Here is a 17815-nt window from a genome sequence, read left to right as displayed (position 1 = left end):
AGGTTGGGTTTGTGACGTATAATCCTAAGGCAAATTACTTTAAGAAGGTCCACGGAAAGAAGATGAATAGTTTTCTGCTTCACGATAAGGAAACAGAGGTTTGCGATGAAGCTTTGTGCAAGGGTTCTTACGAAAAGCTTTTAAAGCAAAATACCTATTTCGCCATCCCGGATATTGACAAAAACTATACCCAGTCTGAAGGTATGGCACCTTACAAACCCTTATATGAGCAGGGATTTAAAAGCGCTATTCTGGCACCGATTGCCTCGAATGGCGAGCTGTTGGGGGTTTTGGAAATTGTTTCTACGGTAAAGAATGAACTCAATGGGGTAAATGCCACCAAGCTGGATGACGTAATGCCCTATATTGTCTCTGCCGTCGTACGATCCAAAATTGAGGAAGCCAACCTTATTGATGCTGTGATCCAAAACGAATGCACATCAGTACATGAATCGGTTTACTGGAAATTTCGTGAAGAAGCCCAACAATTTATTACAGATCAGCTACAGGGGAACAAACCTACTTTTAAGGAGATCGTCTTTGACAAGGTTCATCCTCTTTATGGCCAGGTAGACATCAGGAGCTCTTCCAGGGCCCGGAATGAAGCCATACAGCGAGACTTAATGATTCAACTCACGGCGATCAACCAGGTCCTTCAAAGCGCATACGAGAAATACAAATTACCCATCTACGAGGAGCTCATGTATCGGGTAAAAATCCATGTGGATGACATCAAGGAAGTATTGCACACCAATAGTGAACAGGCAGTATTCAACTTTATACAGGAGCAGGTTCTGCCAGTATTCCGCTACCTAATAGATCAGGATGACCAGTTAAGGGAACTGGTTAGCGCGTATGAGGCCACAATAGATAAACGTACGGGAACCTATTACGATCATCGCAAGAATTACGATGAGAGTGTGATGCTTATCAACCAGGAATTGGCTGAGGTTTTGGATCAAAAACAGCTTGCCGCACAGGAGATGTTCCCACATTATTTTGAGCGGTATAAGACCGATGGAGTAGAGCACAATATGTATATAGGGGAATCGATCTCCGGGGATAAAAGATTTAATAAATTGTTCCTGAATAATTTACGCCTGTGGCAGTTACAGACCATGGTGGAGATGGAAAACCGTTATTACAATCTGAAGGCCGAATTACCAGTAAAGCTGGATGTAGCTTCCTTAATTCTGGTTTATAACACCTCTCTCTCTATCCGGTTCCGGATGGATGAAAAGCGCTTTGATGTAGACGGCACCTATAATGCCCGGTATGAGATTATCAAGAAGAGAATCGACAAATCCTATATCAAAGGCACCAACGAACGGGTTACCCAAAGCGGTAAAATGGTTATTGTCTATTCGCAAAAGGAAGACGAACTGGAGTACCTCCGGTACATACGTTTCCTGAAATCAAAAGGATATTTCACGAACAATATCGAGATTGTAGAACTTGAGGGGTTACAGGGCGTTTCCGGCCTAAAAGCCATCCGTGCAGAAATCCTCTACCACAAAGGGAAAGAGCTCGAAAAAACCTATACTTACGAGGAACTCGTTAAGGAATTGGAGGCTTAACGCAGTTGTTAGATTCGATCAGGCCCGAAGTATTTAAAGGCAATCCCGAAGGAAATCACAGATACAATAATTCCGATCATAAAGATGGTGTAGGTCCATCGCAGGATGTTGTACTTCTTGTTGAGGACCAATCCCAGGAAATACAGGTCTTTGGTAAGGGAGGAGTAGATATACTCTTTATCCTTAACCAATTCCGAGATCGCCCATTCATATTCATCTAGTTTCATCTTATGGAAATTCCCAAAAAAGAGCAGATTCACCTTCTTTTGTTTTACATCTTCCATGGTGAATTTCCCACGGGTAACATTGGGTCTTGTAGCCAGTACGGCCAGCACCATAGATACTACACTAAAAACTACAAAGATGACCGTGGGATAGATCAAATAATAATTAGATGGGTTATCCAGTTTAGGGATCAGATTAGATAAGGCTAATGAAATAATTATTGCATTTACCGAAAGCAGGATGTTGGCCTTGGTATCGGCAATATTACTGAGGGTTAGGTGGTTTTTTAAGGTTACCCGATACAAGGTTTGAATACCCCGGTCCGGGCTTTCCCTCTTATATTTTGCTTTCAGCTTCTCTTTTTTGGCAATTTCCTTTTCTGTCTTTTTTTCCTTGATCAGCTTGCTGAGGTTTTTATCCTTACCGGGTTGCCACTGCTCCTTGGCATAATCGGTATAGAATTCATGCTCTTCCTGGAAAAAATCGATGTTCTCCTCCAGCCATTCCTGACTGTTATAACGGGCAATGCCGAGTAATTCCAACTCTGCTTTCAGTTCTTCCGCCGTTTCCCAATAGGTCTTTTTGCCAAAATGGGAGCAATCGGCATCCCGGATGATTTCCTCCTGAAGGGACACGGGCTGGTAGTAGCGTTTCGTAGCCATGATATAGGTTTCTACTTTGGCGATGAGCTTGGGATCTGCCCCCTCTTTTTCAAGAAATTCCCTGGCGATACCACAACTGCTTTTTTCGTGGTCCTCGGAGCCCTTAGTATAACCGGTATCATGGAGCCAGGCCGTAAGGATCAGAGCTTCTTTTTCATCGTCCGGCATTTCATGGTGATTCAATAATTCTTTGGTACTTTTAACTACACGTTGGGTATGTTTGAGGTTGTGATAGCGGTAGTTAGGATCCAGTTGATGCGTCAATAAATCCACCACGAAATGTTCAGTTTTTTCCAGTATATCCGACATACTATAGTATTGAAGATCCAAATTACGAAATTTTGACGTTGAAGATCAGAAAACATTACAGCCTGCTCCTGCTGTTGATAGCGGTGGGATGTGCCACTTATCAGCCGCAGTTCAAAGAACCGACCAGGATTTCCAAATATCCCGGCAAAACACTTGAACACAGTTTTTATCTCGTTGGTGATGCCGGCAATTCTCCACTGGGAACTAAATCTGATGCCCTATTGGGCCTGCAGAGGATCTTAGACCGGGCCCCTGATAAAAGCACATTACTCTATCTCGGCGATAATATTTATCCTCATGGACTACCCAAGAAAAAGGAAAAAGGAAGGGCCCTGGCGGAACATAGATTAAAAGCCCAGGCGGAAGTATCTGAAAAATTTAAGGGCAGGACCATATTTATTCCCGGGAATCACGACTGGTACAGTGATGGACCCAGGGGGCTAAAGCGGCAGGAAGAATTTGTGGAGGAACTGTTGGGTAAAGACAGCTTTCTTCCGGAAAATGGTTGTCCCATTACCAAGGTAGATATCAGTGAGGAGGTGGTCCTGATTATAGTTGATTCCGAGTGGTATCTGGCCAAATGGGATAAATTCCCTACCATCAACGATGATTGTGAGATCAGGAGCCGGAACCGGTTCTTTGATGAGTACGGAAGCCTCATTAAAAAGGCCAGGGGGAAGACTACCATCGTTGCTATCCACCATCCAATGTATACCAATGGCCCTCATGGCGGGCAATACTCTTTTAAGTCTCATTTAACCCCGCTACCCGGCCTGGGAACACTCAAAAACGTAGTTCGAAAAACGGGAGGGGTTTCTCCGGCAGATCAGCAGCACAGGCGATATACAGAATTCAAGGATCGGATCATTACCTTGTCCAGGGAAAACAATAAAGTAGTTTTTGTTTCCGGACATGAACACAATTTGCAGTACCTGGTTGATCAAAACTTAAAACAAATCGTCAGTGGTTCCGGGTCAAAGATCAATCCCACCCGAAATGTGGGCTACGGTAAGTTTAGCTATGGCGCCCAGGGATATGCCCGTTTGGACGTCTTTACTGACGGCTCTTCCTATGTACGCTTTTACACTTCAGATAATACCCTCGTCTATGAAAGCGCTGTCTTTGAGAAGTACAAAGAAAAAGAATTTACTTTCAACCCCTTTCCGGAAAAAGTAAAGAGCGCTGTATATGAAGCATCAGAAACTGATAAATCCGGTTTCTACAAATGGCTATGGGGCGAAAGGTACAGGGCACAATTCAGCAGGGAAATTGAAGTGCCTACCGTAAATCTGGACACCTTGTTTGGCGGCCTGACCCCGGTACGCAAAGGGGGTGGAAACCAATCGAATTCTGTGCGTTTTGAAGATCCTGAAGGGCGTGAATTTATAATGCGTGCTATTCGGAAAAATGCAGTTCGGTACATACAGGCCGTGGCCTTCAAAGACCAATTTGTAAAGGAAGAATTCAAAAATACCGGTACAGAGGCCCTGGTCATGGATGTCTTTACTGCGTCCCATCCTTATACCTTCCTTACTATGGGGGAGTTATCAGATGCAGTGGGCATCTATCACACCAATCCCAGGCTTTACTACGTGCCCAAACAAAAGGCCATTGGCAGGTTCAATGACGAATTCGGGGATGCCCTCTATATGATAGAAGAGCGTGCCGCAGATGGTCATGGGAACAATCCAAGTTTTGGGTATTCCGATGAGCTGATCAGCACCCATGACATGCTGGATGAAATGCGAAAAGACGAGGAACATAAGGTAGACGAACAGGCCTATATCCGCGCCCGGGTTTTTGATATGCTGATTGGAGACTGGGACCGGCATCAGGATCAATGGCGCTGGGCCTTGTTTGAAAAAGGGGATACTACCTTGTACCGACCTGTACCGCGCGACCGGGACCAGGCATTTTCACGAATGGATGATGGTTTTATATTGGGATTGGCAACAGCCCTGGTTCCGCCAATTCGTCTTCTGGATTCCTATGATCACGAATTGAAAAATGTGGATTGGATGAACCTGGAGCCTTATCCGCTGGACGTTGCACTTGTGGGTAATTCAGGCAAATCTGTATGGTTGGAAGAGGCTGCTTTTATTCAGGAGCACTTAACTGATGTGGTAATTGAAACCGCATTCCAAAAAGTACCTGGGGAAGTTCAGGATGCTTCCCTTGAAGACATCAAACAAAAATTAAAAGGGCGAAGGGCCAATATTATCGACATTGCCGGCAGGTATGCTGATGTAGTGAATAAATATGCTGTTGTAACAGGAACCGATAAGGACGATTGGTTCGATGTGACCCGCATGCCTGGTGGGGAAACCAGGGTGGTAGGCTATCGCATCAAGGATGGTGAGAAGGCTGACGTGATCCATGACCGGGTGTACAATCGTGAAAGCACCAGGGAGATTTGGATTTACGCCCTGGATGATGATGACCACTTTTATGTGGACGGCAAGGGAGATGGCCTGATCAAAATACGTTTGATAGGGGGGCAGAATAAGGATGAATATGAGGTAAGGAACGGGCGGAAAGTACACATCTACGATTTCAGGAACAAGCCCAATATATTTACAACCAGTAAGGGGACAAAGCATATACGGAACGATTATGAAACCAATAATTATGATTATAAAAAGCCCAGGTTTAACTCCAATGTGCTCATCCCGGGCATAGGAGGGAATCCGGATGATGGCTTAAAAGTAGGACTCACCAATACTTTTACTAAGAATGGATTTGAGCGCAATCCGTTTACTTCTCAGCACATCATTAGCAGCTTTTTCTACACTGCTACAAGTGGATTTGAGTTGTCTTATAAGGGTGAATTTGCCAATGTCCTGGGTTCCTGGAACCTTACATTCGGGGCAGAATTTACCAGTCCGAATTTTGCCAGGAACTTCTTCGGTTATGGTAATTCTACCATAAACCCAAATGCCGAAGATGATGATAATTTTAACCTGGATTACAATCGTGTTAAGCTGGGTACTCTGAGTTTTGGAACAGGACTGGTTCACCGCGGTGAACACGGCGGAATTCTTAATATTGGGGTCAACTATCAATCCTTTGAAGTGGAAGAAACCGCAGGGCGGTTTATTGAAACCTACACAGCAGCTTTTCCTTCGGATAACAAGAATTCCTTTATCAATACAGAAGCGTCCTATGTTTTCCAAAACAGTGACAACCCCGCCTTCCCAACCCTGGGGATGAAGTTTATGATGCGATTCGGGTATACGCACAACCTGGACAACTCCAACGGATTTGCCTATTTCATCCCTTCACTGGATGTTGCGTATCGCCTGGTGCCCTCCGGGGACCTTGTTTTTGCAACACGGTCCAGGGCACATCTCAATTTTAGTGACGATTTCGAATTTTACCAGGCGGCCAGTATTGGGGGTAACGATGGGCTAAGGGGATATCGATTCCAGCGCTTCACCGGAAAGAATGCTTTTTATCAAAGCTCGGACCTGAGATGGAATTTCGGCAGAAAAAAGACGGGGGTATTCCCCATTGAAACCGGATTATTTGGCGGTTTTGATGTTGGCCGGGTCTGGGTGGATGACGATTTACTTCTGAATCCCTCCTTTAACGATGAGCAGTGGAATACTTCTGTAGGGGGAGGTTTCTTTATCAACGCTGCAGATCTTATTGGGGGGAGTATCTCCCTTTTCAATAGTGAAGACGGGCTGAGGTTTGCCTTTGCAATAGGATTTGGTTTTTAGTTCAGCGTATAGGTATACAAATTCATCCCGGAACCCCCGCTCCATTCATCAGACAGGAGCAAGGTCTGGTTATCTTTGAAGGAAACCGCTTCCAATTGTGTGCTTGCTCCCAGATCTATCTGTTGAATAGTACCTGATGTAAAGTCATCACCTTTAAAATCCTTTACTACCCAAAGTTGGCCATAACTCAACATCACCAATGTTTTCCCATCCGGGGAAATATCTGCCCCGGTAATGGTACATCTGCGTGAGTCGTCACAGGTAGGGATCACCCCGACGAGCTCTGCCTTGTATTTTCCTGGAATTGCCGGTACCCGGTAGATCCTGGCTTCTCCTACAAAAGGGCGTGTCATGTCTTTATTGACGATATATAGAAACCCATTCAAATAAAACAGGGCTTCCGCATTGTAAAGGAAATCTTTTCTTTTCGGGGGGAATTTTTTCTGTTCCGGGTATTTGAAATGAATGGCTTCAGAATCGATTTTGTCCCCCTTTTCCTTGTCCGGATCCGGGGTTTTATAAACCACGAGGTCTTCGCGTTCGTTGTCATTGTTGCCAAAATCACCGATATACAAATTCCCTGAAGGGTCCTGGGCTAATGCCTCCCAGTCCTTGTTCCTGGCATCTTTCACCTTTAAAACCCTTAGCAGTTTCCCGGAAAGATCAACTTTATAGATCTTGTCGGCATTGCCGCTATCCTCTATGAGCCAGAGGGCTTCTCCGTCTACTGTGACCATGCCTGAAGTTTCATTGAGCTTCTTTGGAAGGTCTGCAATAAGGGTGAGCTTCCCATACTGAGCACACATCATCATCAGCACTGGTAATAAAGCTACAAAGAGGCTATAACGCATCTTCCAGGGGCATATAGATTTCTGCTTTCCATTGCAGGGCATCCCCACCCATTGTGGGGTTGTTGTAAAAGACCTCTATGGGCAGGCCTGCTACCTTCAAATTGTTTTTTTCGGCATAATCCAACAGGGCATACCAGGCACGGTCCGAAGTGAGGTAATTCCCATTGTATTCGGCTTTTAGCGCCTTTTTTGGTGCTAATTCAAGATATTGAATTTCCTTGATAAACGGAAGGGAAGCCTGCTGTATGATGGGAAAGCAAAAGTTGTATTCGATCTGGTCGTTTTCTCGGTCCCATTTGGTAAGTTGTACAATGGGCGGGCCATCAAGTTGAAGGCCGTTGTTCACGAGGACACTGCTGAGGAAGGGATAATCCCGCATCATCCCATCTGCTTTCCCAAACTGTGTAGTGCGCAGCTGGGTACATGCACAGTACTTTCCTGGAAATTCACTTTCCCCCAGGACGTTAACCTGGAAGCTTTTGATATGTTCATCCAGGCTGCTCAAAAAATCCAGCAGGGTTTCTTCTGTACGCTTTTCGAACCCGGTTTCCGAAAAAGGAACGGTGAATTTATTTTTCAGGCTGTGCTGTTTGTCCTTTGCGTATACATAAATCTCAGAAAGGGAGTCGTGTACCGGGTGAATTTCCCATTGGTACACATGAACAGAATCACCAAAAACAAGTTCCTGTGTAAAATTAAGCAGTCCCTCCTTTTTGGTAAGTTCTGCGTTGGGGAGGGTAGAATCCCAGAGTTTCAGGGTTTGCGCAATAGTACCAGGAAAGGTTTTCACCTGCATACGTACCCTGTAGTCTGCCGGATATAAAAACAAATACCAGAGTAATGCCAGAACCAATGCGGTTCCTGCCAGGAGTCCAAACTTTTTCATAGCATTAATTTGAAGCCAGGGCTGACTTGTTTTTCATGTTCAGGTTATCGATGACAAATTTTCCAAGATCACGGCCTTGTTTCACGCCAATTTCCACAGCGGTCCTGTAGTGAATGCCACCATACATTCTGCTTATGGCGGCTTCATCCGCTGCTTCATTGAACGAATTAAAACTTCTCACCGGAAGTCCGTAACGGATCTCGGTATCGTCATCAAAGGCAAAATTATCTCCAAATATATCAGTAAGGGCAATTGCTGCAGCACCCGAAACCACACTATGGCCACTGGTATATTCCGGAAAAGGTGGAGTCTGCAACACCGGTTTCCAGTTGTCGTCAAAGTGCTGGTTGATCAGGGTCTCGGGCCGTATCAGATTGCTCCTGTATTTTTCATCCCAGCAGCTGATAAATGCATCGGCAATCGCAATTGATGTCTTGGTATAGGCATAGAGCGTGTCGTCAAAATTGTTATTTGCTTTCCTGGTAGCGATCTTCACGATGCCAATCCAGTGTGCCCCTGGGGTAATTTTTTTAGTGGCAAACATCAGGTGACCGCGCGTTACGGAAACATAGGGGTTACAATCCCAGAACTGTGCAATTTCGATTTCCTCTGAGCTATCTCCCTTTTCTGTGATTTCGTTACTGATGTCGTACACTTCCCGTACCTCTTTGTAAAAGTCGGATCCTTCTTCCATGGAAAAAGGAGGCGGTGGCTCAGGCTTGAATTGCCCTGCCGAATCGATCACGAAAGGCCTGATCTTATTCCAGTGCGGTTCAATCCCATCCATGTAAGCTGGCGGGGTAGGTTGCCAACGCGAAGGATCGTCTGTGTCTACCGTGAACTTAGGCATGGTCCGCGTTTGTTTGTAGTTGTCCTGGTCCATCCAGGCGGCGATATGCTCAGCTACTGCCAGGCCATAATCCCTGGAGGCATTAAACTCTTTTCTGTTCTGGGCTTCCCAAATTCCGTAAAGGCTGTCACGGAACGTTTTGATCTTGTCTTCTGAAAATATCAACCTCCGGCTAACATCCATATGAGCGATCAGTGCGGCCAGGGGATAATTCACTGAGGTACCCGCTTCCGGTTGTGGAATGGGGGTTAGGTCCCGCGCCTGACCCGCAAGGGAATTATAATCGTCATTGTTCAGGGCTACAATTTCATAGGCTGCAATGTTCGGGTAGGCGTAGATCCTGCTCGCTACAGGGGGAGAGAAAATATCGTGGACCATGATGTCTGTCACCTGGTCAACTGCACTATGCAGGGCTTCTTCCGATACGACAATGGGTTCCTGCTCAGTTTCACAAGCGACCAGCAGTGCAAGCAGGATCCATAAACTCAATTTTTTCATATCAGATCAATTTTGATTTGTTATTTGATATACTTCTGCCTTCTCGTTGTTGTAGGTAACCAATACATAAGGTTTTCCTTGCAAGCGAATCAGGCTGAGATGCCGGACAGATTTCTGGGACAGGTCCATCCCCATCTCATGGCCCAAAATTACGTCATTTTTACCGGCAATCATAGCTCCGGGAAAGGATCCGAAGCGGCCGTGATAAGGCTTCACGCCAAAATAGTTACCACCTGCCAGGACTTCCTGCCGGCCGTCCTGATCGAAATCAAAGGCCAGGAAGGCGGTAATGGGAGCAAGCTGCAGCTCAGGTTCGAAGGGTACAAAGTGAAAACTGCCCTCAACATTCTCCAGGATACCTGACCTGAGTTCATTTACTTCATAGCGTTTTCCTTTCCGGAGTTGCTCGGGTTCAAGGATCTCTTCGATGGTTTTGCCAGCCATAGAACGATAGTTGTTGAACTTTTTTCTCAGGCTTTCCAATTGTCCCGAGAGGCCATCCAGTCCTTCCAGGGGATAGTAATTACCATTTTTCGGAAGGGTAACAAGGGTTTCTGTACTGCCATTAGCGTCAAAATCGCCATAGTACATCCTCAAGGGATATTTCTCTGAGGCCTTGAATTTGGAATTGCTTCCCCAGTTTCCAAGGAGCAGGTCCTGGTCACCATCGCCATCTATGTCATGTGCAATGACCGTTTGCCATAAGCCCGATACAGACTTGTCGAGCAGCTCTAACTCGGCAAGCTTACCCTCCTCATTTCTGAAGAACCTTGGCGCCATCCATTCCCCTACGACCACCAGTTCTTCTTCTCCATCCCCATCCAGGTCGGTCCAGCTGGCATCTGTTATCATCCCCAAGGTAGATAACACCTCATTTTCTATTAGGGTAAAGACACCATCGTCATTTTGCAGAAGATAGGAGGGGGGGATTTTCCCAAAATCGTTGGAACGCGTATAGTTCCCCACAAAGAGGTCGAGATCCCCATCCCCATCAATATCATGGGGCTGTACTACTGAGGCATGCTCGTAGTATTGGGGTAGTGAGGTGCGCTCAAAGGTGCTGTCTTTCTGAACAAAATAGCGGTCAAGAAGCGGACTGCTTTGATTAAAAAAATCGCCACCTCCTGTACCCAGGAAGAGATCTGCTCTGCCATCTTTGTTAAAATCCTCGATTACCGCCGAGGTTTCTTCAATTACAGAATCGTTTTTGATCTCGGCATATTCGATAGAAGTATAGGTCGTGTCTCCCTGCAGAAAAACCTGTGAGGGGTAAAATTTGGACCCCCCGAAGTAAATATCTTCTTTCCCGTCTGTGTTGAGATCACCAATAGCAAGTGCAGGCCCGCGATCCGAGATTTGATAGGGAATCAATTTCTGACGGTTAAAATCTACATAATTGTCTTCTGTATGTGTAAAATCAATGCCCAGGTTTCCCGAAACTTTTTCAAAGAGAGCTGCTTTTTCGGGCAGGAGTGATGTGTAATCAAAAGGTTTGGGATTCCCGGGTTTAAGGGTCAGGGTTTGATTAACCGGTACATTTGCCAGGGTCTGATAGGTCTTGTCTGGCCAGATAATTTTCAGGGAATCTACCACCTCTGTTTTCCCATAACCAAAATGAAGTATGGGCTCTGAAGAGGCCTGAAATCCCCTAACCGTATAAAGTTCTCTGTATTGCAACTGTCCATTGTGATAAGAAAACACCTTTGTCCCTATCCCCTGGGTATTGGGGGCCGTATGCTGAAATTTAATCTTCAGGTAATTGGCTTTATCGTCAGTTTGATTGATATATAACCGGGCCTCCCGGAACAGGTTGTTGGTTACCAGGTCCAGGTCCCCATCCAGATCAAGGTCAGCATATGCCGTAGCCCCGGAGATGAGGGTATCCTGTTTAATGGCTGATGCCGAAAGGTCTTCAAAAGCCGGGCCCTTGCCCTTAAAGTAATAGTTGTTTACTACGCCTGTGGGCATCATATCGAGGGCTTCCTGATCTACCAGTTTGGTATTGCTTATTTTCTTCTTGATCTGTTCATCAGATACAAACCTTATAAAATCCAGGTCGTTGGGCCTTTTGGGAATACCATTGGAAACAAAAAGGTCCTGTTCCCCATCCTGGTCATAATCCCCGAAAAGGGCACTCCAGGTCCAGTCCGTTGCCGCAATACCACTTTGCAGGGCCGTTTCCGCATAATAGGTGCCTGGCCTGTTGATGTTGAGCATGTTCCTGGTGAACTGGTAGTGGTAGCCGTAGCGGTTGATCCGCATACGCTGGGTCTGAACGTTGTCATCGCCTTCGGAGGATTTAAGCACAAGCTCACTTTCTGGAAGCATGTCCAGGGAAAGGATATCGGGCCATCCGTCGTGGTTGATATCGGCAACGTCGTTACCCATCGAAAAACGGGTGGTATGGCCAAAATAGTCTTTCAGGCTTTCGGTAAAGGTCCCGTCGCCGTTGTTGAGGTAATAGTAATCGTCTTCATGGAAATCGTTGCCTACATAAATGTCCGGATAGCCATCCTGGTTGAAATCAGATACTGCAACCCCAAGGCCGTAGCCATTGATCCCCCCGTAGATCCCTGCGTCTTCGCTTACATCGGTAAAGGTGTCCCCATCATTCCGCAGCAATTTATCTCCGGTCTGATAACTACGTTTATAACGTAAATCCACCCTGCCGAAGGATTCCTCCGTATGTACGGCATGGTTTAAGAGGTAGAGGTCCAGGTCGCCGTCAAGGTCGTAATCCAGAAATGCCGCTGAGGAGCTGAAGGTGTCAAAATCAAGTCCGTATTCGGCAGAACGTTCCGTGAATGTGGAGTTCCCATTGTTGATGAAAAGCTCATTATGGCCGGTAAAACCCTTGAGCCCTACTACGGCACAAACATATATATCAAGCAGTCCATCCCCGTTGACGTCCCCCATTACCGCCCCTGTGTTCCAGGTGCTTTTACCAGCTACCTGGGCCCAGTCGGTGATGTCCTCGAACTTCAGGTTGCCCTTATTGATATATAGCCGGTTCTGCACCTGATTTCCGGCAAGGAAAATATCTGGCAATTCGTCCCCGTTGATGTCGCCTATGGCCACACCTCCTCCATTATAGAAATACAGGTAGTCCAGGATATTCAGGTCGTCTTTCTCCGTGAGCTGGTTGATGAAATGTATTCCCGTGGTTTCCGGATCGGGGTTCTTGAAAAGCTCCCCTTCCTTTTTACAGGAGAAGATAACCAGCAATACAATAAAAACGCTTACAAATCTGCTACTCATCGAGGGCATAAATCTTGGGTTTGTTATCATTGATGGCAGCCAGAACGAAACGTTTTCCGTTCTTATCTGTAAAGGATTCCAGGTGTTTGATTTCGTCTCTCACAAAGAACCCGCTTTTGTTGTACTCCTGCCAGGTGAAGCCCATCTGCCCATCGTTCAGTAAGACATTTCCGTAACCTGCATCAAGGCGGGAAAACTGGGGTTTATACTCAAAATTGTTGCCTCCCATGATGAGGTCCAGGTAGCCATCTCCATTGAGGTCTTCACAGCTGATCCCACAAACGCAGGAAAGCTGTACTCTGCTGGGTAAGGCCTGGATCCTGAACGCACCGTTCCCATCATTAATGGCAATTACAGATTGGGCATAAGCCACTTCCTTGACAATAGACATGGAAAATATCTCCTCGGGAAAGAGTTGGTCAATACTCCGTCTGGCGTATTCTGATGCTTTGAGGTTTTGTTTTTTAAGGGACACCATCTGATTGGTGAGTTCTTTTTTCTGGTGGATGGGGTAATCCCTTCCCTCTGAATGCTGGGTCACGATCTGTTCAATAGTCCCGTTGTTGTCAAAATCGTTGATCCATATCTTCATGGGATTATCCGGCGAAGGTTTGTAGTGAAGGTTGGTCCCCTGATTCCCCAGGATCAAATCCTGGTCCCCGTCATTATCCAGGTCTGCTGCTTCCACCACATTCCACCAGCCGCTCAGGCTGTCCAGTGAAGAGGCCATAAATGATAACCTGCGCCCTGAATTTTTATAAATTCTGGGCGTGCCCCATTCTGATACGGTGAGCAGGTCTTTTTTTCCATCCCCATCCACATCTGTCCAGGTGGCATCGGTAACCATGCCCTCGTCTTTGAGGTCGTAAGCAAGTCGCTCTGTAGCGTCGTTAAAAACACCATTGCCATCATTTTCCAGGAAAAGGTGGTCCGGATTTACACCATAGGTACCCACAACACTCCTGGAGCCGATAAAGACATCCTGATCCCCGTCCCCGTCAAAGTCCTGAGGAGCAATTACAGATATATTCTTGAAGGTAGTAGGTAATTGTTCTGCCGAACGTTCAAACGAACCCATGCCGTTATTAAGGTAAAGCCGGGCCCTGTAGGCCTTTTCATCTCCCACCTGGTTGCCGCCACTACCTACAATTAAATCCATATCCCCATCGCCATCCGCATCGAGAAATGCGGCAGCCGTATCTTCAAAGTTCCGGTCAGTCTCAAATGCGCGTTGTTCTGTGGTTTTCAATCGCCCATTGCCCTGATGCAGGTAAAGGGTTCCCGGTTGCTCTTTAGCCCCTCCGATGAAAACATCCTCGTGACCGTCCCCATTGACATCTGCTGTAGCCAGGGACGGGCCCTCCTGGGAAAGCAGGTTATAGATCAAGCCTTCATAATCAAAATCATTATAGGTGTTCTCTTCGTGGGTTATTAATTGCCTGTTTGGTATTTCCCGTATCAAAGGAATAACCTTCTCTGGTTTTGGTGGGATGTAGGAGGGAAGCGCTTCTGAATGGGTAAATGTCAGGAACTGATTGGCCGGTACATTTTCCATTTTTTGGGTACGGTCATCCGGCCAGATGATCCGGATGGAATCCAGGGTCTGCGTTTTTCCCAAACCTATGGTCATTACGTAATCCATGGATGACTGGAAACCACGGAACGGCATGAGTTCCTGCAAGACCGTATTATCGTCATAATACAACAAAGCCGTGGTGCCAATGGCAAATTTGTTTTTGCCGGTTCCCTCGAACTTTAGTTTGATATAGTTGTGTTCTTTTTGCTCATCTGTGAGGTTTTCATAAACAAAGGATTCCATGTTCACATTGTTTACCACCAGGTCCAGGTCGCCGTCGTTATCCAGGTCGCCATAGGCCGCCCCGTTAGAAAGGCTAGGCAATTCAAAACCCCAGTCTTTATTAGCGTTGTCAAAGGTGATGTCCCCATTGTTCCGATAGGCGTAGTTGGGTTGGGGCTTGATCGGCATTTTCGCGATAATGGAATCGATGGATTCCTTTCTCCCGGTAAGGGCCATTTTCTGGATGATCTCATTGGCAAAGAAGTCCACAAAATCAAGGTCAGTGAGGTCGTGGTTGATACCATTGGTGACAAAAATGTCACGCAGCCCGTCATTGTCCATATCGAAAATCAAGCCGGCCCAGCTCCAGTCTGTTGCATCCACCCCACTGAAATAGGCCACTTCGGAAAAAGATCCGTTGCCGTTATTTAATTGCAGGGTATTCTGGATATATTGTTGATAGAAATCCTTGCTTTGTTTGAGCCGGAAAACATCGTATCCTTCAAATTCCATCACGGATTTTACGCGCTCTTCGGGTTCAGGCAGCATGTCAGTAATGAAGATTTCAGCATGCCCGTCGTTGTTGATATCCGCCATATCAATTCCCATGGCAGATAATGACAGGTGTGACGTCCAATTCTTTATGTCCTCTGTGAACGTGCCATCCTGATTGTTTATGTAGAGGTAATCGCGTTCGTAGAAGTCATTGGAAACGTAGATGTCCGGGTAGAGGTCCTTATTGATGTCGGTTACCATTACCCCCAGGCCAAACCCGATAAGGCTTCCGTAAATGCCGGCGTCTTCACTGACATCAACAAAATTACCATTATCATTGCGCAATAACATATCGCCTACCCCTTTAAAAATGTCCGGGACACCTTCCCAGTCCTGTGCACGTACTTCACGCTGTTCGGCATACCCCAAACTGCTCACAGGGATATTGCTGTTGTTGAGGATATAGGCATCAAGGTCCCCATCCTTGTCGTAATCAAAGAAGGAAGCATGTGTGGAAAACCCGGTTTTGGACAGGTTATACTCTGCCGCTTTTTCTGTAAAGGTCAGGTCGCCATTATTGATGTAGAGATCATTATCGTGGTTATTGCCTTCCAGGTTCCCGGCGTTACTGACGTAGATATCCAGCAATCCATCCTCGTTAATATCCACCATGACCACACCGGTAGACCAGGGCTTATTACCCATGACCCCTGCGGTTTCAGAGATATCTTCGAATTTAAAGTCCCCTTTGTTTAAATAGAGCCGGTTGGGTTCCATGTTGCCGGTCAGGTAGATGTCCGCAAGCCCATCATTATTGATGTCACCTATGGCTACACCACCGCCGTTATAAAAATTCCGGTACTTAAATATGTTGAAATCCTTCTGGTTTTCAACGGCATTGATAAAGTTGATCCCAGTTTCCCGGGGAGGAAGAAGCCTGAACAAAGTGCTTGTATCCGGTTTCTTGTCCGCATTCTCCTTTGGCCCTGTCTCACAGGAACTAACCAAAACAAGACAGCTGATGATGCCCAAAAATAACTTTTGGTAACCCGATTTCATGTTCATTTCTGGTTTATGTTTATCATAACTACGGGAGCATTATTTATGCCTATGATCCAATAGTCCGTATTTTTAATCTTAATGGTACTAATATTCCTGGCGGGTCCGGAATAGGTATATCCTGTATCTTTCACCCACTGGAATCCTCCTTTCTTGTCGTTCTGCAAAAGTACACCATGCCCTGCATCCATCCTACCCAATTGGGTGCTAATCTCGTATAAATTTCCCACCAGAAATACATCAGAATACCCGTCTTTATTGAGGTCTCTGATAGCAATGTCCCGAACTACAGAGGCCTGTGCCATCTTCGGAAGTGCACTGGGAATGAAATTTCCGGTGCCATCATTCTCAAAATAGCGGGAGCTCAGAGTGTAGACGTATTTCTTTTCGGCTGAGTTAAGTTTTTCGTTTGAAAATACCTCTGTTAAGGATGCCTTGGCGTAGGTGTTGTAGGAAAGGTATTCCTTGTTAAGGTAGGGCAGTTGCTTCACAAGTTCGTCTTTAGAGGCTAAAGGTGTCTCCCTGCCTTCGCTGAAGTAGGTGAGCAGGGTTTCAACAGAGCCATTATCGTCAAAATCCTGCCGGTAGAGCGTTAACGGGGATTCCTCAGAGGCTTTCAGAAGACTGTTTTCCCCAAAATTACCAGCGATAAGATCCAGGTCCCCATCTGCGTCGAAATCAGCAGCCTTCACCGTGTTCCACCACCCATGTGAACTTTCTAATCCATTGTCCTCCATTTTCTCAAGAGTTTCCCCGTTATTCAGGAAAACCGTCAGCGGCATCCAGTGGCCTGCTACAATTAAGTCCGGATAGGAATTCCCATCCACATCCGCCCAACATAAGGCCTTTACATTTCCCACTTCATTGAAACCAGGAACTTTCAGTGCGGTTACATCCCTGAATGTCCCGTCCCCATCATTTTCAAATAAATACTGACGAGGTGTCTTTCCATATTCATGAGGCACCAGGTCTGATGTAAGTGTAATATCCAGGTCCCCGTCCTGATCAAAATCGATTGCGGCTACCTGGGAAGCGTTTAGTTCAACATTCTTGAATTGCAGGGTGTCCTTATTAAAACTACCTTTTTTGTTCCAGTAAAGCCTGGGTTGTAGGGGTACACCGGATGTAAATTCATTACCCCCGCTGGCCACCAATAGATCCACCCATCCATCCCCATTGGCATCGAAAAATACCTGGGCTACATCCTCGCTGGTGGCGTCCTTTTCAAATAAGGATTCCTGCTGTTGGGTAAAGTTGCCATCGGGGTCCTGAAACAGCAACATTGAAGGCTGTTTTTTTCCTCCTCCGATAAACACGTCATCCAGACCGTCCCGGTTGACATCCGCCACGCCCAGGGCGGGACCTTCATTGGTATTGGCATAAGGCACCAGGGGATTTCGGTTAAACTCGATGGAGGTCTGATCGCGATGGGTTAAACCATTCAGCATTTCCTCATCAATAGTGGAGGCTAGCATCGAAGGGGCATTTCTGCCGGGTTTAGCCTGAGTTGCATCCTCCTCGATCAAGGTAATCTCCTGATTGGCCTGAATACTATTTAGCACCTGCATGTTCCCGGAAGGCCAGGTAACTTTCAGGGAATCCACCAAACTGATATTTCCTAACCC

General features: G+C 46.2%; 9 protein-coding genes. 2 read left to right on the top strand and 7 right to left on the bottom strand.

The features are described 5' to 3' along the window. Window positions 1-1577 (top strand): GAF domain-containing protein (locus tag AC4E7D_RS01495; protein WP_490172033.1); only part of this gene is annotated, 1577 nt, incomplete at its 5' end. An 8-nt stretch (window positions 1578-1585) separates the two neighbouring features. On the opposite strand, the gene AC4E7D_RS01490 is transcribed toward AC4E7D_RS01495, so the two are convergent. Then, window positions 1586-2773, bottom strand: a complete 1188-nt coding sequence (locus AC4E7D_RS01490; protein ID WP_490172032.1) for a Pycsar system effector family protein — start codon at window positions 2771-2773, stop codon at window positions 1586-1588. Between the two features lie 38 nt (window positions 2774-2811). Between AC4E7D_RS01490 and AC4E7D_RS01485 the strand changes: the two genes are divergently transcribed. Continuing rightward, window positions 2812-6495 carry a metallophosphoesterase gene (locus AC4E7D_RS01485; RefSeq protein ID WP_490172031.1) on the top strand — a complete coding sequence of 1228 codons (3684 nt, stop codon included), beginning with the start codon at window positions 2812-2814 and terminating at the stop codon, window positions 6493-6495. Here the strand turns inward: AC4E7D_RS01485 and AC4E7D_RS01480 are convergent. The 6 genes from AC4E7D_RS01480 to AC4E7D_RS01455 all read right to left on the bottom strand — a co-directional run. Beyond that, window positions 6492-7346, bottom strand: coding sequence for a hypothetical protein (locus tag AC4E7D_RS01480; RefSeq protein WP_490172030.1), 855 nt, complete (start codon window positions 7344-7346; stop codon window positions 6492-6494). The genes AC4E7D_RS01485 and AC4E7D_RS01480 overlap by 4 nt on opposite strands. Next, window positions 7336-8232, bottom strand: a complete 897-nt coding sequence (locus AC4E7D_RS01475; RefSeq protein WP_490172029.1) for a GyrI-like domain-containing protein — start codon at window positions 8230-8232, stop codon at window positions 7336-7338. The genes AC4E7D_RS01480 and AC4E7D_RS01475 overlap by 11 nt, the downstream gene beginning before the upstream one ends. 4 nt (window positions 8233-8236) lie before the next feature. Continuing rightward, on the bottom strand, window positions 8237-9580 hold the full coding sequence (locus AC4E7D_RS01470; protein WP_490172028.1) for a vanadium-dependent haloperoxidase: 1344 nt from the start codon (window positions 9578-9580) through the stop codon (window positions 8237-8239). Window positions 9581-9586: 6 nt separating this feature from the next. Further along, a complete protein-coding gene (locus AC4E7D_RS01465; RefSeq protein ID WP_490172027.1) occupies window positions 9587-12838 on the bottom strand; it encodes a VCBS repeat-containing protein in 3252 nt (1083 codons plus the stop codon). Further along, on the bottom strand, window positions 12831-16190 hold the full coding sequence (locus tag AC4E7D_RS01460) for a VCBS repeat-containing protein (RefSeq protein ID WP_490172026.1): 3360 nt from the start codon (window positions 16188-16190) through the stop codon (window positions 12831-12833). The genes AC4E7D_RS01465 and AC4E7D_RS01460 overlap by 8 nt, the downstream gene beginning before the upstream one ends. 2 nt (window positions 16191-16192) lie before the next feature. Then, window positions 16193-17815: FG-GAP-like repeat-containing protein (locus AC4E7D_RS01455; RefSeq protein WP_490172025.1), on the bottom strand; the 1623-nt coding region annotated here is incomplete at its 5' end.

This window comes from Lentiprolixibacter sp. (assembly GCF_982873095.1).
Note: the sequence above shows the minus strand (reverse complement) of the source record. Positions and strands in the feature narration are given on the sequence as shown.